18 protein-coding genes are annotated in these 17,783 nt (G+C 42.5%); 12 read left to right on the plus strand and 6 right to left on the minus strand.

The window, feature by feature from the left end; all coding sequences use genetic code 11:
- Positions 1–274 precede the first annotated feature (274 nt).
- The 4 genes from mecA (at position 275) to pepF (ending at position 5,741) form a co-directional block, all read left to right on the plus strand.
- Positions 275–946 carry an adaptor protein MecA gene (gene mecA, locus P8596_RS08455; protein WP_034763461.1) on the plus strand — a complete coding sequence of 224 codons (672 nt, stop codon included), beginning with the start codon at positions 275–277 and terminating at the stop codon, positions 944–946.
- A 105-nt stretch (positions 947–1,051) separates the two neighbouring features.
- Positions 1,052–2,557: a cardiolipin synthase gene (cls, locus tag P8596_RS08460; protein WP_224520449.1), complete on the plus strand. Its 1,506-nt coding sequence runs from the start codon at positions 1,052–1,054 to the stop codon at positions 2,555–2,557.
- Between the two features lie 90 nt (positions 2,558–2,647).
- A complete protein-coding gene (locus P8596_RS08465; protein WP_279726590.1) occupies positions 2,648–3,829 on the plus strand; it encodes a competence protein CoiA in 1,182 nt (393 codons plus the stop codon).
- An 88-nt stretch (positions 3,830–3,917) separates the two neighbouring features.
- The gene (gene pepF / locus P8596_RS08470) at positions 3,918–5,741 is read left to right on the plus strand and encodes an oligoendopeptidase F (RefSeq protein WP_279726591.1); all 1,824 of its coding nucleotides are present in this window, start codon (positions 3,918–3,920) and stop codon (positions 5,739–5,741) included.
- 92 nt (positions 5,742–5,833) lie between these two features.
- On the opposite strand, the gene P8596_RS08475 is transcribed toward pepF, so the two are convergent.
- The 5 genes from P8596_RS08475 to P8596_RS08495 form a co-directional block, all read right to left on the minus strand.
- On the minus strand, positions 5,834–6,022 hold the full coding sequence (locus P8596_RS08475) for a hypothetical protein (RefSeq protein WP_061810837.1): 189 nt from the start codon (positions 6,020–6,022) through the stop codon (positions 5,834–5,836).
- A 280-nt stretch (positions 6,023–6,302) separates the two neighbouring features.
- Positions 6,303–7,169 (minus strand): ClpXP adapter SpxH family protein, encoded by an 867-nt coding sequence (locus P8596_RS08480; RefSeq protein WP_051758461.1) that lies wholly within the window; start codon positions 7,167–7,169, stop codon positions 6,303–6,305.
- Positions 7,162–7,563, minus strand: coding sequence for a globin domain-containing protein (locus tag P8596_RS08485; RefSeq protein WP_034763471.1), 402 nt, complete (start codon positions 7,561–7,563; stop codon positions 7,162–7,164). Before P8596_RS08485 ends, P8596_RS08480 begins: the two co-directional genes overlap by 8 nt.
- Before the next feature lie 248 nt (positions 7,564–7,811).
- A complete protein-coding gene (locus tag P8596_RS08490) occupies positions 7,812–8,453 on the minus strand; it encodes a lytic transglycosylase domain-containing protein (RefSeq protein ID WP_224520446.1) in 642 nt (213 codons plus the stop codon).
- A 47-nt stretch (positions 8,454–8,500) separates the two neighbouring features.
- The gene (locus tag P8596_RS08495; protein ID WP_254653601.1) at positions 8,501–9,088 is read right to left on the minus strand and encodes a CYTH domain-containing protein; all 588 of its coding nucleotides are present in this window, start codon (positions 9,086–9,088) and stop codon (positions 8,501–8,503) included.
- A 128-nt stretch (positions 9,089–9,216) separates the two neighbouring features.
- Between P8596_RS08495 and P8596_RS08500 the strand changes: the two genes are divergently transcribed.
- The 4 genes from P8596_RS08500 to P8596_RS08515 are packed head-to-tail and all read left to right on the plus strand — an operon-like array spanning position 9,217 to position 11,972.
- Positions 9,217–9,591, plus strand: coding sequence for a UPF0738 family protein (locus P8596_RS08500; protein ID WP_224520444.1), 375 nt, complete (start codon positions 9,217–9,219; stop codon positions 9,589–9,591).
- A 19-nt stretch (positions 9,592–9,610) separates the two neighbouring features.
- Entirely contained in the window at positions 9,611–10,273 is a 663-nt protein-coding gene (gene yjbM / locus P8596_RS08505) for a GTP diphosphokinase (RefSeq protein WP_224520443.1), read from the plus strand.
- Positions 10,270–11,067, plus strand: coding sequence for an NAD kinase (locus tag P8596_RS08510; protein WP_034763479.1), 798 nt, complete (start codon positions 10,270–10,272; stop codon positions 11,065–11,067). Before yjbM ends, P8596_RS08510 begins: the two co-directional genes overlap by 4 nt.
- A gap of 14 nt (positions 11,068–11,081) precedes the next feature.
- The gene (locus tag P8596_RS08515) at positions 11,082–11,972 is read left to right on the plus strand and encodes an RluA family pseudouridine synthase (protein ID WP_279726593.1); all 891 of its coding nucleotides are present in this window, start codon (positions 11,082–11,084) and stop codon (positions 11,970–11,972) included.
- A 67-nt stretch (positions 11,973–12,039) separates the two neighbouring features.
- On the opposite strand, the gene prpE is transcribed toward P8596_RS08515, so the two are convergent.
- A complete protein-coding gene (gene prpE, locus P8596_RS08520) occupies positions 12,040–12,777 on the minus strand; it encodes a bis(5'-nucleosyl)-tetraphosphatase PrpE (protein ID WP_279726594.1) in 738 nt (245 codons plus the stop codon).
- A 278-nt stretch (positions 12,778–13,055) separates the two neighbouring features.
- On the opposite strand from prpE, the gene mgtE reads away from it, so the two are divergent.
- From mgtE to fabI, 4 genes are all read left to right on the plus strand, one after another.
- On the plus strand, positions 13,056–14,399 hold the full coding sequence (gene mgtE / locus P8596_RS08525; protein WP_034763962.1) for a magnesium transporter: 1,344 nt from the start codon (positions 13,056–13,058) through the stop codon (positions 14,397–14,399).
- Positions 14,400–14,420: 21 nt separating this feature from the next.
- Positions 14,421–16,283 (plus strand): monovalent cation:proton antiporter family protein, encoded by a 1,863-nt coding sequence (locus P8596_RS08530; RefSeq protein ID WP_254653605.1) that lies wholly within the window; start codon positions 14,421–14,423, stop codon positions 16,281–16,283.
- 110 nt (positions 16,284–16,393) lie between these two features.
- A complete protein-coding gene (locus P8596_RS08535) occupies positions 16,394–16,879 on the plus strand; it encodes a DinB family protein (protein ID WP_254653606.1) in 486 nt (161 codons plus the stop codon).
- An 80-nt stretch (positions 16,880–16,959) separates the two neighbouring features.
- On the plus strand, positions 16,960–17,736 hold the full coding sequence (gene fabI / locus P8596_RS08540) for an enoyl-ACP reductase FabI (protein ID WP_224520438.1): 777 nt from the start codon (positions 16,960–16,962) through the stop codon (positions 17,734–17,736).
- Positions 17,737–17,783: the final 47 nt, after the last annotated feature.

A 17,783-nucleotide genomic window follows, 5' to 3' on the forward strand; every position in this document is an offset into this window, starting at 1 on the left:
TGCGTCTCCTTTCGGGTCAGTCTCTTTATTTTAGAATAAGTTTTATCACTTGAATTTTCTGCAAATATCCGCTAAAATGTCAAAAACGCCTAGAGGGATTTGTGAGAAAAAAATGGGTGTTAGTTTAATTCCATTTTCTGAGGTTTTATCATAAAATAGAAGTACAAGGTACAAACTAATCTAAATGTATCTTCAATCTTCACCAGCAATAGAGCGTTTTGCTCAGAGGGTGTAGTCCCTTCACTAACATCATGCAAGAAGGGAGAGGTGTTAATTGGAAATCGAACGCATAAACGAAAATACAGTCAAGTTCTATATTTCTTATGGGGATATAGAAGATCGCGGATTTGACCGTGAAGAAATCTGGTATAACCGAGAACGGAGTGAAGAACTCTTCTGGGAAATGATGGATGAAGTTCATCAGGAAGAAGATTTCGGAATTGAAGGACCGCTTTGGATTCAGGTTCAGGCGTTAGATAAAGGGCTTGAAGTCCTTGTTACAAGAGCTCAGGTTTCTAAGGATGGTCAGCGATTCGAGCTTCCTATTCCAGAGGATAAGCTCAAGGAACTTCCTGTCGATGAGCGTATAGAGGAACTATTGGATCAGCATTTCCAAATCAAGCAGGATCAGGATGGGGAAGCTGAAGTTGTTTTGGACTTCACGTTGAAATTCAATGATTTCGAAGATGCGATTTCTTTATCCCATCGGTTGAAAGATATGCCTATGGAACATTTAGAAACAAAGCTGCTTGCATTTGAAGATAAATATTTTATTTATGTTAAATTTTCTGAAGAACACTTTTCAGAAGAAGATATCGATAATACGTTAAGTATTCTGCTTGAATATGCCGATGAATCACGAATGACCGTTCATCGCCTTGAAGAGTATGGCAAAGTCGTCATCCATGACCATGTCTTTGAGACGTTAAGTGAACACTTTTCGTAAGGATCAATACCGGTTTCATATAGAAATCGGTATTTTTTATATCCACACTTTGTATAAGGGTTTTCTATTTTTGAAACATTAAGCCGGTGGAAGGTGTTACTACATATGAAGAATACGGTAAGGGTCCTCTTATTTTGTGCTGTCCTTGTATTAAGTTATATTTTTTATTTTGATCAGTATCTTTCAGGAATGGTGAAGTATTTTAGTATTGTCTTCACATTTTCCGTCGTTGTCATTGGGTTTCTTATTTTCTTTGAAAATCGTCATCCTGCCCAAACCTTGACATGGCTCGTGGTTTTGGGGGCATTCCCGTTTTTAGGCTTCATTTTTTACTTATTATTTGGACGGAATTACAGAAAAGAGAAAATGTATAAAAAGAAGTACATTTTGGATCAGGAAACCTATAATAAATTCGAGCCCGGTCCAAAAGAAATAAACGCAGATATGTTTGGCTTATTTCAAGAAAAGCATTTTCAGTTAGCACAAAGAATCGGGAATAGTGCCATATCTTTTTCCACCGAAACAAAACTGTTGACCAATGGTAACGAAACGTTCGGTGAAATTCTGACGTGGTTAAAGACCGCAAAGCATCATATCCATATGGAATATTATATTGTGCGTCATGACGAAATCGGTAACCAGATTAAGGATATCCTTATTGAACGGGCCAATGATGGAGTCAAAATACGCTTCCTTTACGATGCTGTCGGTGCCTGGCAACTATCAAAGGATTATATAAATGATTTAAAAAATGCAGGTGTAGAAGTCGTTGCGTTCGGACCTGTTAAGATTCCGGTGCTGAATAATAAATTTAACTTTCGGAATCACCGTAAAATCATTGTCATCGATGGGAGTATCGGATTTGTGGGAGGACTCAATATTGGGGATGAATATTTAGGTAAGAATCCACACTTCGGTTTCTGGAGGGACACTCACCTGTTTGTAAGGGGAGAAGCGGTTCGGACCCTGCAGTTGATTTTTCTGCAGGATTGGTATTATATGACGAACGATGATTTCCTGACACCCGGATATTTAAGTCCTGATCCACTTGAAAATGCGAACGACGGCGGAGTTCAGATGATTGCGGGGGGACCCGATAATGAATTGAGCGTTTTGAAGAATATATTCTTCTCGATGATCACCTCGGCGAAAAAGAGTGTGTGGGTGGCATCCCCTTATTTCGTTCCTGATGAAGATATTTTCTCAGCTTTGAAGATTGCCGCTTTAAGCGGTGTGGATGTGAGACTTCTGGTTCCTCATAAACCGGATAAACGGATTGTATTCCATGCTTCCCGCTCTTATTTCCCAGATCTTCTGGAAGCCGGGGCCAGAATATTTGAGTATCAAAAAGGGTTCATGCATAGTAAAATCGTGATTGTAGATGAAGAAATGGCTTCAATCGGAACATCGAATATGGATATGAGAAGTTTTCACTTGAATTTTGAAGTGAATGCGTTTTTGTATAAAACAGAAAGCACTTCCTCTATTGTAAAAGAATATTTACATGACTTGGAGGAATCGGAAGAATTGCAACTGGAAGAATTTCAGAAGCGGCATCTGGGATACAGGATCTTGGAATCCACTTCCCGCCTGATGTCTCCTTTGTTATAGAGTGAAGCCCTCAAGCACTTTTTGCTTGAGGGCTTTGTTTATGCAGGATTTTTACTATTTATGTCGAATGGTAACAAAAGGAGGTGTTCTATGTTAACAGCATTACTCAACCGGCAAGTATTTACCACCATCCATTATTCCAGGGAGGAATTAAGAGGGTTAAGAAAGAAAGGTGCCTCATTTATCTGTCCCCATTGTTCTTCACCGTTGACAATGAAAATCGGTAGCCGCAACGTATCCCATTTTGCCCATATCTCCCATGCAGATTGCGAGTTAGTAAGGGGGGAGACCCCGCAACATCTATTAAGTAAGCAGTTATTATACGACAGGATCAGCTCCCTCTATACAAGGGTGAGTCTCGAACATTCCATTAAAGGGCTTAAGCAAGTCGCGGATATTTATGTGAAAACAGATACGGCAGAGATCGCCATCGAGATTCAATGTTCAAGCATACCGATTTCTGAAATAGTGCGACGCACATATGGTTATCATCGACAGGGAATCACCCCCTTATGGATCCTGACACAGCCCCTTAAGTCGAAGAAGCTCCTGAGTCTAACGACCTTCCAACAAGCATTCATCCGATACTCTCCACATCTGGATTATTTTATCCTTCATTTTCTTCCTGATAGAAGCATCTTTCAACTCTACCCTCATCTCCTTCCGGTTTCCGCCACGGCATTTATGAGTGCAGCACCCATCATCATCCCCGTTTCGGAGTTCACACTTCCTCCTTCCATTCCGAATGTTTCCGTTCTTCATCCCGCCTTTTTATCCCATTGGTACGATTTTAGAACGAAATGGATATACAACAAAATTCACTATAATAAAGCGAGAACAGATGTGTTTTTAAGGGAAGTGTACGGCGAAGGGGATACGTTTTTATATTTGCCCCTGTATATTGGCATCCCTGTCATTCCCCATGGCATTCATATCAGAAATCACGAAGTGGAATGGCAATATTACGTATGGAAAGATTGTTTGAAAGGGAATACGGTTTTTTCAGAGGAAAGTGTGTGCAGGGTGCTGAATAGAAGGATTACAAATGGCCATATCGAGCTGCGTTCCCTTCCTCTCCTAAAAATCGATGAAGAGATAAAGAGAATCGCAAGCGGGTATTTACGTTTACTTGAAGAGTTGCAGGTTCTCAGGAAAATAAATGATATGTATCAACTCACTGAGCCCTGGAGCTGCCCGGATCATTTTTCAGCCTACGAACAGCATAAACATGATTTTTTTCCTAGATGGAAGCATATATTAAAAAAGCTGTAAGAAAGATTGTATTGTTGCAGGAAAATGGTAGATGAGAGAGAATGTAACTATAAGGAATTTTCTGTAGATTTCAGAATGGAGGATGTATATGTCAAAAGATACAGCTACTAAAAGTCTGCCTGGAAGAAAAGAGGTAGATGTAACGTTAACGTGGAGATTGGAAGATATTTTCGAAAGTGATGATGCGTGGGAGAAAGAATATAAAGAAATCCAAGGAATGACAAAGAGAGCAGACGAATTTAAGGGAACACTGGGTGATAGTGCAGATCAGCTTTATAAAGCATTTGCCTTCCAGGATGAAATAATGGAACGTATGGGTAAGGTGTATACATATTCTCATATGCGCTATGACCAGGATACGACCAATTCCTATTATCAGGGTCTTGATGACCGTGCCAAAAGTCTTTATACACAGTTAGGGAGTAAGTTTGCTTATTTGGTACCGGAAGTTCTATCGATTGACGAAGAGAAGCTGAAAGGTTTCCTTGAAGAGAAGGATGAACTGAAAAAGTATAAGCATGCTTTAGAGGAAATCAATCTTCAGCGTCCGCATGTTCTCTCCGCTGAAGAAGAAGCACTTTTGGCCCAGGCGTCTGAAGTGTTCAGTGCTGCAAGCAATACATTCGGCATGTTGAATAACGCAGACCTTGAGTTTCCGAGCATCAAAGATGAAAATGGGGAAGAAGTGGATATCACACACGGTCGTTTTATCCGATTCTTGGAGAGCAGCGATCGCCGTGTCCGGGAAGAAGCCTTTAAAAAGGTCTATGAAACGTACGGGAAATTTGAAAACACATTCGCCTCAACGTTAAGCGGAGCGGTGAAGAAAGATAATTTCGTCGCAAACGTCAGGCATTACGATTCGGCGAGACATGCGGCATTATCCAATAACAATATTCCTGAAGAAGTGTATGATAACCTTGTCGATACGGTGAATAAAAACCTTCATCTCCTTCAGCGTTATGTCAAGCTTCGTAAGAAAGTGCTGGGTCTGGATGAGGTTCATATGTATGATTTGTATACCCCACTCGTGAAGGAAGTCAAAATGGACATAAGCTATGACGAAGCACAGAGCATGATCCTCGACGGACTAAAGCCACTGGGTGAGGAGTATGCCAATGTACTGAAAGAAGGATTTGAGAATCGCTGGGTGGACGTGGTCGAAAATAAAGGAAAGAGAAGTGGTGCCTACTCATCCGGGGCATACGGTACCAATCCTTATATCCTCATGAATTGGCAGGATAATGTAAACAATCTGTTCACACTGGCCCATGAATTCGGTCACAGTGTCCATAGTTACTATACGCGCAGTTCCCAACCTTATACGTACGGTCATTATTCCATCTTTGTGGCAGAAGTCGCTTCCACTTGCAATGAAGCATTATTAAATGATTATCTGTTAAATACGATCGATGATGAGAAGAAAAGATTGTACCTGTTGAATCATTATCTTGAAGGATTCAGAGGGACTGTTTTCCGTCAGACGATGTTTGCTGAATTCGAGCATCTTATCCATAAGAAAGCCCAGGAAGGAGAAGCGCTGACTTCGGAGTTCCTCACCAAACAGTATTATGAGTTGAATAAGAAGTATTTCGGGGAAGACATTTCGATTGATGAAGAGATTGGATTGGAATGGGTTCGTATCCCCCATTTCTATTACAATTATTATGTATATCAATATGCTACAGGCTTCTCTGCAGCAACGGCCCTTAGTCAACAGATCCTGGAAGAAGGCGAGCCTGCAGTGGAACGCTACATCGATTTCCTTAAAGCTGGAAGTTCCGATTACCCGATTGAAGTATTGAAGAAAGCAGGGGTGGATGTGACAACATCCAAACCGGTGGAAGATGCTTGTAAGGTCTTTGAAGAAAAGCTGAATGAAATGGAAGAACTGCTTGAAAAATTGCAATAAATAGTGACGATTACAAAATGAAACACCCTTCCTGAAGGTAACCTTTCAGGAGGGGTGTTTTTTATTGGCACCTGATTATATAGGTCCGTCCCTCATTTCATGGATTTGAATCCCCTGAAGCGGTTACGGTTTCCCAGTGAGTGGAAGAAGAGGAGAAGGGAGAGAAAGAGGATGGGGGATGTGATATAAACTGGTACCAGGTGCATAAGTCCAAGGATATTTATGAAGAAACTGATCACGATCAGTAGAAGGAGGATCCCATATTTCATTTTTGAGAGCATAGTCATTCCCTCCGAGCATTGTCTTATTACCATGTATATGAAGGGGAAATGGAGAACATGAATCGATTTTGACAATATTGTGAAATACCATACAAACAACTTGCCAATACAAGTGGATACGTGATATATTATCAGTGTGAAGTTGATCACAAGCAAACATATACCCCTTTGTTTGACCGTGAAAAATTTCTCCCATCCCCTTTGTTCGTATTGAAAAACCGATGTTGGAAACAACATCGGCTTTTCTTGTTTATAAGGCTGTTTAATTATATTGAAATAATTATTGACTGATATATTTCCAAAAGGTTCCGTGCTTTGCAGGGAGCTTTTTCACTTTTTGCTGAAGTGTCCATTTCTTCATTTGTTTCTCTACTTCTTCTACCGATAAATCGTACACAACGGCTATTTCCTTCGATGCGACAACCCGATAATACTTCATGAATACATCCAGTGGAGGCAATGGCTGTTTTTCCGGCTTTGTTGCAAGCATTTCTTCAATGATGTGTACGTATACCTCATAGGAATACAATCCTGTAATCTTTAGTCCCTCATCTTCAATATTCTCATTGAAGAAGACAAGTGTCGGAATTTCCTCAACTTCCATTTCAGACGTGATTTTGACATCACATTGAAAAGCTTTGGATGCGGAAGAAGAGTTGATATCGTTCATGAATTCCGTGAGATCAAGCTTGGCTGCCTGTGCGCATTCCTTCAGTACCTCGATATTGGAGATGTCTTGTTTCTGAAGGAATAATCGTTCTTGTAAAAAACGTAAAAAGCGGATCCCTGAGTGCTTTCCTTGAAGTTCTGCCGCTTTAATGGCGAATGAAGCGAGATAGGGTGAATCAATCGGATTCTCAATCCACAGGCTCCCGTCACAGGACATACCGGAGCGACTCGCTGTTTTATCCCATTGCTGTGCCAGATCTTCCTTCTTCCGCTTCGTCGCCAGGTTCAATGAGGCGAGCTGTCCGCTTAGAATGTAGCGGATCCGGAAGTATTGTCCATACTCAATGTGCAATTTCTTTAAGATTGGTTCAAGCGCCCAGCATTCCGGGCAAAGAGGGTCAACAAACATATATATTTCCAGAGGTTTCTTGTCACGCCCACACCCTTTCAGGTGATGCCAGCTAGTTGTTCTAGTCAATGGAAGAACCCTTGGGTGTTTCAGTATTTACCATATGATGGGCGGTTAATACAAGTCTGTGAAAAAAGTCATCCCTTACAGGACCCTCTAAGTTGACCTCATCCATTGCATCATGCATACAACTTAACCAAGCCTTAGCCCGTGACTCTGTGATGGGAAAGGGGAGGTGCCTTGCACGCAGCATGGGGTGTCCGTGTTCTTCTGTATAAAGAGCCGGTCCACCTAAATATTGAGTTAGGAATTGTTTCTGTTTACGAGCTGTCTCGGTTAAATCATCCGGAAAGATCGGTGATAACTCAGGATGATTTGATACTCTATTATAAAAGGCTTCAACGAGCATGGAGAGTTTCTTTTCGCCGATAAGATTATAAGGCATTTGTGGTTTCTCGACCATAAGAATGACTCCTTTTTCCTTAGATTGTATGTTCATTCTAGCAAGCATTCTTTCATATCTCAAACAAATCGCCTTACATCAACTGATTATTCCTAAATTAGTGTAGCCCGCTTTTGTCACTCTATTCCCAAATCCCATGAAATAGTGGGAAATATGGCTGAAGAATCAATCAGGGTCGATTGGACCACATCCGCGTCATCAAAAAAAGCGGGCCTATGCGGCCTGCTTTTTGAATGATGACGGGATCGTTAGGCAAAATAGCGATCCGTCACTTTTTTTACATAGGAAGTGGTTTCTTTGAACGGTGGAATACCGTTGTATTTATCAACGTTTCCGGGACCTGCATTGTAGGCAGCCAGTGCAAGGTGGATGTCTCCATTGTACTTATCGAGCATTTGCTTTAAATATTTTGTACCGGCAAAAACATTCTCTTCCGGATCGAATACATTGTTGACCCCAAGTCCTCGTGCGGTGCTCGGCATGAGCTGCATCAATCCGGTGGCGCCTGCAGGGCTGACGGCATCCGGATTGAAATTGGACTCCTGTTTAATGACGGCTTGAATCAATTTTTTTGGAATGGCATAGTGATCCGCTGCCCGGCTGATGATTTCATCGATTTCCTCCGGGGCATTCCAGTTCGACTTGTTTAGAGCCGAAAGGGGATTGATGCCTATAGGGACCGAACTGGCGGATTGGGTCAGGAGGGCTCCATTGACGGCTCCAAGTGTTTGATTCAAATCTATATTTTGTTGGCTTGGTTGTAGGGCACTTGTTAATAATTGTTGAAATAAATCATTCGATTGACCGGTTGTATCCTGGAAAGAAGATACGGACCCGAGACTGTTCAAGGCTTGAAGCTCCATCATCGTTCTCAACTGTTGGACATTCATATATTTGACTCCTCTTTAATAAAACGCTTATTCCTATTCTATATCGGTCATGATCGATCCTGTTTTAATTTCTCCAAGTAAAAACGTTTGATTTTATTATCTGTCTGACGAAGTGGGATCTGATGCTGGTCGAGTAATTCCAGGAATATAACTTCGCCTGATGTACGTTCTTTCACTTCATATTCGAGTTCATAGTCTTCCTTTTGCAGGTAAGAACTATGGTCGAAAACAAGGAGACCATCCCTGTAAGGGATTTCAACCCTGCTGGTTGAGAGTGTCCCAAAGTGTTGCAGGGACTCATAAGAGATGGAAAGGGAGTTCAGCACATCTCTGACTTCACCTTCCGGGAATAGCCCATCATGTAAAAGGGAATACGATTGGTCTTTGGATAAGGGTTGATTCGTCTCCAGGAGATCTTCTTTCAAAGGGGTCTTTAACGTCAACGTATACGTCCCGTTTTTCTCGCGGATCCGGAGGGCAGACTGCATCTCCTTTAACTGATAATCTTGTGTATCGAAATAATGATTATCCTGAGAAATGAAATCTTCCTCCTTTATATGAAAATGTGAAGTCAATCGGTTGAATTCTTCTTCTGTTACAAGATTCTTAAACTCAATTTCAATTTCCTGTGCCATTACAAGCATCCTTTCCTTGCATACTTCCTCTATTATCTCTTTAATAAAAGGGAACTTCAATATTTAGATGAAATGGTTTTCTTATGTTAAAATGATACTGATTGTTTAATGGAAGGATGAAGAAAAGCATGAGGAAAATTGTTCAATTTAACCACACAACTTATGAAAAAGGGACATTATATTTACATACGGACCAGTCGGAGCTCTTAAAAGGTACAACGGCGGCAGGTCAAATCATTGCAGATTCCGATCGCTATGCTTTCGTATACTTAGCTGAAAATGAAGAGGAATATGTATACTTATATTTGGAAGAGTCAATCTGGCCGGAAATAAAAAAAGCCCTTCATGAAAAAGCGGCAGTAGTGGCAAAAAGTGAAAAAGATTCACTGGAATTAACTCAATTCATAGAAGAGCTTGAGTATCTCATAGATAATATAGAAGGAAACGGGAACTACGGTGACGAAATGGTTAATAAGGTAGAGAACGTATTTCTTGAAAAGTAGGCGTTTAGAGGTGAGGGGAATGAATCACTGGGAACAATTTTTGGCTCCCTACAAGCAGGCGGTTGATGAATTAAAGATTAAGCTTAAGGGGATGAGGGGAGAATATGAACTTCATAACACTCATTCTCCCATTGAATTCGTAACTGGCAGAGTTAAACCGATTGCGAGTATCCTTGATAAAGCAAATCAAAAAGGAATCAAGCTATCCAACATTGGAACAGAATTGCAGGACATCGCAGGACTAAGGATGATGTGTCAATTTGTAGAGGATATCCATGTGGTGGTGGAAAAGCTCCGGGGACGCAAGGACTTTACGATTATTGAAGAACGGGACTATGTGACCCACAAGAAACAAAGCGGCTACCGTTCTTATCATGTCGTCATCGACTATCCGGTACAAACGATCCACGGTGAAAAGAACATCCTGGTGGAAATTCAAATCCGTACGCTTTCGATGAATTTCTGGGCTACGATTGAACATTCGTTGAATTATAAGTACAGTGGCCAAATTCCTGATCAGATCCGTCACCGTTTGCAAAGTGCTGCCGAAGCGGCATTCAGGCTGGATGAAGAAATGAGTTTGATCCGTGAAGAAATCCAGGAAGCCCAGGTCATTTTCACAAACAAAAAGGAAAAAGACCAGCGTGGCTCGGAACCTAAACAGCAGGGGGTAAATGAATGAAGTTCGCTATTACATCAAAAGGTGATTCCAAGTCCAATACACTGATGCATAAAATGAGAACATATCTCCAGGATTTCAACTTGACCTATGATGATGATCAACCCGATATCGTCATTTCAGTCGGTGGGGACGGTACACTGCTATATGCGTTTCACCGCTATAGATCAAGGCTTGATAAGACGGCCTTTGTGGGTGTACATACGGGTCACCTCGGCTTTTATGCAGACTGGGTGCCGGAAGAAATCGAGAAACTTGTCATTGCCATCGCCAAGACACCCTATCAGATCATTGAATATCCACTGTTGGAAACGATTATCCGTTATCAGCATGGTGGAAAGGAAACACGTTATCTTGCATTGAATGAATCAACGGTCAAGAGCGTCGAAGGGACCCTGGTCATGGATGTGGAAATCCGGGGACAGCATTTTGAACGGTTCAGGGGCGACGGATTATGTCTGTCCACTCCTTCCGGCAGTACGGCATATAATAAGGCGCTGGGAGGGGCAATCATTCACCCGTCCTTACCCGCCATCCAATTCGCTGAAATGGCTTCCATCAATAATCGGGTGTTCCGTACAATAGGATCGCCCCTTATTTTACCTGCACATCATACATGCATGCTGAAGCCTGTGAATGGACCGGACTTCCTGGTCACGATTGATCATCTCTCCCTCCTTCATAAAGACGTTAAAAGCATTCAGTATCGTGTCGCAGATGAGAAAATCCGCTTTGCACGCTTTCGTCCTTTCCCGTTCTGGAAACGGGTGCATGATTCATTTGTAGCGGATGAATAAAGGAGAATGGTAAGGTGAAGGGATATACGCTAAAATGGTGCATCCCTTCAACCTATGAAGGGATACCGATGAGAGATTTTCTGATCGATCAGCAATTGTCAAAGCGTACATTGACGGCAGTCAAGTTTGACGGAGGAAGGATCACCATCAATGGAAAAGAAGAAAATGTCCGGCATCCACTTACTACAGGGGATCTTCTTGAGGTGAGATTTCCCGTAGAAAGAAAAAGTGAAACGTTGGTTGCAGAAAAGATCCCCCTCTCAATCGTTTACGAAGATGATGATGTGCTCGTTGTGGACAAACCGTGGGGGATGAAAACGATCCCCACGAAAGAAGAGCCGACAGGAAGTCTTGCAAATGCACTATTAGGATATTTCAATCGAATGGACCTCGCCTCAACGGTACACATCGTTACCCGATTGGATAAAGACACGTCTGGACTGGTACTCGTGGCAAAACACCGCCACGTTCATCATCTCTTCAGCCTTCAGCAGAAGGAAAGGGAGATCAATCGGACATATGAAGCCTTTGCAGAAGGGGTTATGAAGGGATCGGGGTCGGTAGAAGAACCGATCGGAAGGAAATCCGACAGCATTATTGAAAGAGAAGTGCGGTCGGATGGACAATATGCCCTGACTCATTACAGGGTGGAGAAGCAGTTCCCTGAATTTGCGCAACTGGAATTGAAACTTGAAACAGGCAGGACCCATCAGATCCGAGTTCATCTTTCCTTCTTAGGACATCCTCTTGCGGGAGATGACTTATATGGCGGAAGTATTAAACTGATAGGCAGACAGGCCCTTCATTGTAAAAGACTGCACTTTTTCCATCCGATTATGAAAAAATGGATGAGCTTGGAGTGCCCCATGCCCGATGATATGAGGATGCTGCTTGATAGACAGTAAGAGATCCCTTTCAGGTAAACTGAAAGGGATCTCTTTTTGATAATGATGATATTGCCCGCAGGAAGACTCATTCAATTTCCCGAAATTTCTCCGCCACGAAAGGCATCCTTGATGCTGCACTCACTACTTCCAGTTCAGGGTATCTAAATGCCGTGAGCATACCGCCAAACACGGCTCCCGTATCGATGTTGGCCGTTTTATTTATGAGGCGTGCTTCTTTCACAGGGGTGTGGCCGTATACGATCCATGCTTCGCCTTGATAATCACGTGCCCAGTCTTTTCTTACCGGGGTACCGTCATCGTTTTTTTCTCCCGTTATGTCTCCGTAAAGGACGAAGGTTTTGACACGGTTCGATTGTTTTCCGATTAGTTCTTCTTTGATGCCTGCATGGGCAATGATCAGCTTCCCTTTATCCAATACATGGTATAGAGGGGATTGTTCATATAATTCCATGAACATATCCCGATAGCGATTTCTTTCCTTTTGAGTGAGGGCACTCAGTTCCGCCACGGTTGTTTCAAGGCCGTGAAGTATTTTCACGTTGTTCCCTAAAAAATAACGGTAAAGCTTATTGCAATGGTTCCCAGGGACATAGTAAACAGTATCTTTTTTAAAAAGGCTGTATACTGTTGAGATCGTCTCCAGGGAGTGATGTCCCCGATCAGTCAGGTCTCCCACAAAACCAAGTTTCCTTCCATGGGGATGAACAGGAAGGCCGCTGCCCCATTCATACCCAAGCTTTTTCGTCAACTCTCTAAATTCCGTAAAACAGCCATGCACATCACCGATAATATCCATTTTCATTGAAATCCCACTCCCTTACCTGCCTTTTTCCTTTTCTTTTCCCGTATTTTATGACATATTAATGATTCAGCAATTCCTGCATGTATGATTCGTCTGGCATTAGTATTGCATATTAAAGCAAAGGAATACATAGATGGTTATGATTTCATAAGAGACAATTATGTTGAGATTTGCTAGTATTATTACGACTATATTCAATCAATTTATGAAGGAGGGTGTATTGGATGTCTGAGGTAACTCAAGAACAGGAGAATGAAAGGGATAAGCAGGAAAAGGAAATGTATGATGAAGACCTTCTCATCAGAGCCCTTCAGGAAGAAGATCTGGATTTATTTCGTTCCGAATTTGTTCAATTACACTCTTATGATCAGGCAAAGTTTTTCTCTAAAATAGATGAAGACTTACGAAGCAGGCTGTATCATTATCTTTCACCGGAGGAAATGGCGGAGCTTTTTGAAAGCCTGGATATAGATGAAGAAGATTATCAGGATATCCTGGCTGAAATGAATCCTACATACGCAGCCGAAATGCTCTCTAATATGTATGCCGATGACGCAGTGGATGTCTTGAATGAGCTGGATAAAGATCAGGTTGTCAGTTATTTGACCATCATGAATGATGAATCGGCTAAAGAGATTAAAGAGTTACTGCATTATGAAGAATACACAGCTGGTAGTATCATGACCACTGAGTTCGTGGCCATTTCAAAGAATCAGACGGTCAGGTCTGCCATGTATATATTGAAAAATGAAGCACCGAATGCTGAAACGATTTACTATATCTATGTGGTGGATGATGATAAAAAGCTTGTAGGGGTCATATCCCTTAGAGATTTGATCATCAGCCATGATGATGTGATGATCGGTGAAATTATGAGTGGCCGGGTCATGTCTGTCGGTGTCAGCGAAGATCAGGAAGCCGTCGCACGACAGATGAAGGATTACGACTTCCTTGCCCTGCCGGTTGTTGACTTTCAACATCACCTGCTAGGGATCATTACGGTAGATGACATCATGGACGTCATGGAAGAAGAGGCGTCCGATGACTACTCTAAGCTTGCCGGTATCGCCGATTTGGATTCCATTGACAGAAGCCCTATAAATGCAGCCAAGAAGCGTCTCCCGTGGCTCATCGCCTTACTATTTCTCGGAATGTTCACTGCCAGCCTCATCGGCAGATTTGAAGATACATTGGATAAAGTGGCCATCCTTGCCGTGTTTATTCCACTGATTGCCGGAATGGCTGGAAATACTGGAACGCAGGCCCTTGCGGTTGCCGTAAGGGGGATTGCGACAGGGGACCTTGAAAAGGAAAACAAGATGTCCCTTGTCTTTCGTGAAGCGGGAACAGGGCTGATTACCGGGACGACTTGCGGGATTGTGGTCAGCATCATCGTATACGTATGGAAAGGCGAATTCTTTTTAGGGATCCTTGTCGGCGTCTCCGTATTGATTTCACTATTCGTTGCTACCCTCGCAGGTACATTAGTGCCCCTCTTGATGCACAAGTTAAAAGTAGATCCGGCTGTCGCTTCCGGTCCTTTTATCACGACGATCAATGATATCATCAGTACTTTAATCTATCTTGGATTAGCGACGATGTTTATGAATTACCTAATATAGAGAGAAAAGGGGGAAATATGAATGGAACAACATGCATCTGTTGCATCCCTTGTAATCGTGATAATGGTAGCTTTTTTAACTCCCATTTTGCTTCATCGATTCAAGTTGAATTTCATCCCGGTCGTCATCGCAGAGATTATCATGGGATTGGTTATAGGAAAGAGCGGGTTCAACCTCGTCCACCAGGACATGTGGCTTGAGACATTATCTACCCTGGGGTTTATATTCCTCATGTTCTTAAGCGGTCTTGAAATTGACTTCACCGCTTTTTCCGGCGGGAAAAAGAAAAAAGAGCTATTACCAAGTGGGAAAGAAGAACCAAACCGCTTGAAATTGGCCATTCTCATTTTCATCGGTATTTTCTTTGTATCATTGGGATTGTCATATCTGTTTGTCCTGTTTGGACTCATCGATAATGCGTTCTTGATGACGTTGATCATTTCCACGATATCCCTTGGTGTCGTGGTACCTACGCTGAAAGAGGCACATATCACGAAAAGTGCCATCGGTCAGATCATTCTTTTGGTAGCTGTCATCGCAGACCTGGTGACCATGATTTTACTGGCTGTTTTCGTTTCGCTTTATGGAGAAGGACACGGGAATATGTGGCTACTTCTGATCCTTTTTGGTGTAGGTCTGCTATTGTACTTCCTCGCCAAGAGGCTGAAGAATAACCCTTTCATCAAAAGTCTATCGACAGGGACTGTTCAAATCGGTACACGTGCGGTCTTTACCTTGATTATGTTACTGGTGGCCGTGTCAGAGACGGTGGGTGCCGAGAACATTCTGGGAGCTTTCCTTGCCGGTGTACTCGTATCTTTACTTGCACCGAATCAGGAGATGGTTCATAAGCTTGATTCATTTGGATATGGATTTTTGATCCCGATCTTCTTTGTGATGATCGGTGTGGAGCTGGACCTTGGGTCACTACTGAGTGACAAGAAAATGCTTTTACTCATCCCATTACTGGTTCTTGCCTTCCTTGTTTCGAAGATCATCCCGGTTTATTTATTAAGGTACTGGTATGATACGAAAACGACGATCGCTTCAGCATTTCTTCTTACGTCAACTTTGTCGTTGGTAATTGCTGCTGCGAAGATCGCAGAAAGAATTGAAATCATCACCCCTCAAATGAGTGGAACGCTTATTCTGGTGGCCGTCATTACGTGTATCATCACACCTATCATCTTTAAAAAGCTTTTCCCACGGGAAAGTGCAAAAGAGAAGAAGCTGAAAATTACGTTCCTGGGTGCCAATCAATTAACCATGCCCGTTTCAAGGGAGCTTCAATCCTCCCTATATGAACCCGTCCTGTATCATACGAAACAGGATAAATCAGATCGAAGTATCGCTGATTCACTGTTCGATATCCACGAAATCGATGATTATGATCTCGGGACACTACAAGAGAAGGAAATCTTTGAATCCGATATCCTCGTGATTTCAACGGGGGATGAAGAGGTTAATGCGACACTTGCAGTGACGGCGAAAGAGTATGGAGTAGGTCGTGTGATTGTAAGGGTGGAGAGCCCTGATTTGCATGAAAGCCTTCGTGAACAGGATATTGAAGTATATTCTGTATTCTTATCAACGAAAGCATTATTAAGGGCGCTCATTGAATCACCATCCGTCATGAGCATCCTGACCAATCAAGAAACATCCTTATACGAAATCCGCATGTTGAACAGTCAGTTTGAAGGAATGACACTCCGGAAATTCCCATTCACGGGAGATGTCATCTTCGTACGGATCTTCAGAGGGAAGGATTCCATCGTTCCCCATGGGGATACAGAACTTCATATGAATGACCGCCTGATTGTCACAGGTTCTAAAGAATACGTCGATGAACTCAAACGGGAACTCGAATTCTGTGAATACTGCTAACATGAATCCTGCTTCCCAAGAAACATTTTTCTTGGGAAGTTTTTACTTTATAAAGGAGTATCATGACTTAATCCCTAATAGATAATAAAGGTGAAAAGGAGGAAACCAATATGTGGGAAACCAAAATTGTAGAGATTCGGAAATTGGTGAAGGAAAGTATAAAAGGATTGTCTTATGAGGAATTGAATCAAAAACCTTCCCCCGGGGAGTGGAGCATTGCGCAGATCATCCTTCATCTGGCCGGAGCGGAAACCCGCTTTTTGACTTTGGCCCTTGATTCTGCCGAAAATGAAGGGGTGAGAAGCGATTCCGATGTGGATTTATCGGTATTCGATGATCCATCCCAAAAAATGATAGCGCCGATCGAGCCGTCCACTGATCCACAGACCTTGGACGAGTTGATGAAAGCATTGGATGAATCACGATCCCTCACCACACACTTTCTGGAGAAATACACGAAAGAAGGCTTGGATCGCCTGTCCATGAACCATCACCGATTTGGTAACATGCCGATATGGCAGGTACTCGAGCTTCTCGGGAAACACGAACAGAGGCATCTCTTGCAAATGGAAGATGTGAAAAAGAGAATAAGATAGAAATTTTCTTTTCTTTTAGGGGAGAGTGCGGTAGAATTAGTAGCAGGTACTAATAACATGTATTAATTAGGAGGATAATAATGACTCTTTCATTAAAAGGTAAAACATATGTTGTAATGGGAGTGGCGAATAAGCGAAGTATCGCGTGGGGTATCGCCCGTTCGCTGCATCAATCAGGTGCACGTTTGATCTTTACATATGCAGGTGAGCGTTTTGAAAAAGGTGTCAGGGATTTAGCCGGAACATTGGAAGGCGGAGAAGATTCACTCGTACTTCCATGTGACGTGACGAATGATGAAGATATCGAAAAATGTTTTGCCACAATCAAAAAAGAAGTGGGAACGATTCATGGACTGGCTCACTGTATTGCCTTTGCCAATAAAGAAGAGCTTGCCGGAGATTATATGAATACGACAAGAGACGGTTTCCTGCTTGCTCACAATATCAGCTCCTATTCACTGACTGCAGTGGCAAAAGTGGCTAAGGACCTTATGACTGAAGGCGGAAGCATTGTGAGCATGACGTACTTGGGCGGAGAACGAGTCATGCAGAACTATAATGTCATGGGAGTGGCAAAAGCTTCTCTTGAAGCGAGCGTGAAATATCTTGCGAGCGACCTTGGGAAACACGGTATCCGTGTGAATGCCATTTCTGCAGGTCCGATTCGTACCCTGTCAGCCAAAGGCGTCGGGGACTTCAACAGCATCCTGAAAGAAATCGAAGAGCGTGCTCCACTTCGCCGCAATACGACTCAGGAAGAAGTCGGAGATACGGCAGTATTCCTTTTCAGTGATTATTCAAGAGGGATTACAGGAGAGAACCTTCACGTAGATTCAGGCTATCACGTACTGGGATAATAATATAAAAAACGGCTGTGGGATAAGATTCCCTCAGCCGTTTTTTT

It is taken from the genome of Rossellomorea sp. DA94 (assembly GCF_029834455.1).
GTDB lineage: Bacteria > Bacillota > Bacilli > Bacillales > Bacillaceae_B > Rossellomorea > Rossellomorea vietnamensis.

Bases quoted from the DNA above. Each gene is read 5' to 3' on its own strand.
- cls (WP_224520449.1), top strand. From the start codon at position 1,052: ATGAAGAATACGGTAAGGGTCCTCTTATTTTGTGCTGTCCTTGTATTA.
- P8596_RS08465 (WP_279726590.1), top strand. From the start codon at position 2,648: ATGTTAACAGCATTACTCAACCGGCAAGTATTTACCACCATCCATTAT.
- pepF (WP_279726591.1), top strand. From the start codon at position 3,918: ATGTCAAAAGATACAGCTACTAAAAGTCTGCCTGGAAGAAAAGAGGTA.
- P8596_RS08475 (WP_061810837.1), bottom strand. From the start codon at position 6,022: ATGCTCTCAAAAATGAAATATGGGATCCTCCTTCTACTGATCGTGATC.
- P8596_RS08485 (WP_034763471.1), bottom strand. From the start codon at position 7,563: ATGGTCGAGAAACCACAAATGCCTTATAATCTTATCGGCGAAAAGAAA.
- P8596_RS08490 (WP_224520446.1), bottom strand. From the start codon at position 8,453: ATGAATGTCCAACAGTTGAGAACGATGATGGAGCTTCAAGCCTTGAAC.
- P8596_RS08495 (WP_254653601.1), bottom strand. From the start codon at position 9,088: ATGGCACAGGAAATTGAAATTGAGTTTAAGAATCTTGTAACAGAAGAA.
- P8596_RS08500 (WP_224520444.1), top strand. From the start codon at position 9,217: ATGAGGAAAATTGTTCAATTTAACCACACAACTTATGAAAAAGGGACA.
- yjbM (WP_224520443.1), top strand. From the start codon at position 9,611: ATGAATCACTGGGAACAATTTTTGGCTCCCTACAAGCAGGCGGTTGAT.
- P8596_RS08510 (WP_034763479.1), top strand. From the start codon at position 10,270: ATGAAGTTCGCTATTACATCAAAAGGTGATTCCAAGTCCAATACACTG.
- prpE (WP_279726594.1), bottom strand. From the start codon at position 12,777: ATGAAAATGGATATTATCGGTGATGTGCATGGCTGTTTTACGGAATTT.
- mgtE (WP_034763962.1), top strand. From the start codon at position 13,056: ATGTATGATGAAGACCTTCTCATCAGAGCCCTTCAGGAAGAAGATCTG.
- P8596_RS08530 (WP_254653605.1), top strand. From the start codon at position 14,421: ATGGAACAACATGCATCTGTTGCATCCCTTGTAATCGTGATAATGGTA.
- P8596_RS08535 (WP_254653606.1), top strand. From the start codon at position 16,394: ATGTGGGAAACCAAAATTGTAGAGATTCGGAAATTGGTGAAGGAAAGT.
- fabI (WP_224520438.1), top strand. From the start codon at position 16,960: ATGACTCTTTCATTAAAAGGTAAAACATATGTTGTAATGGGAGTGGCG.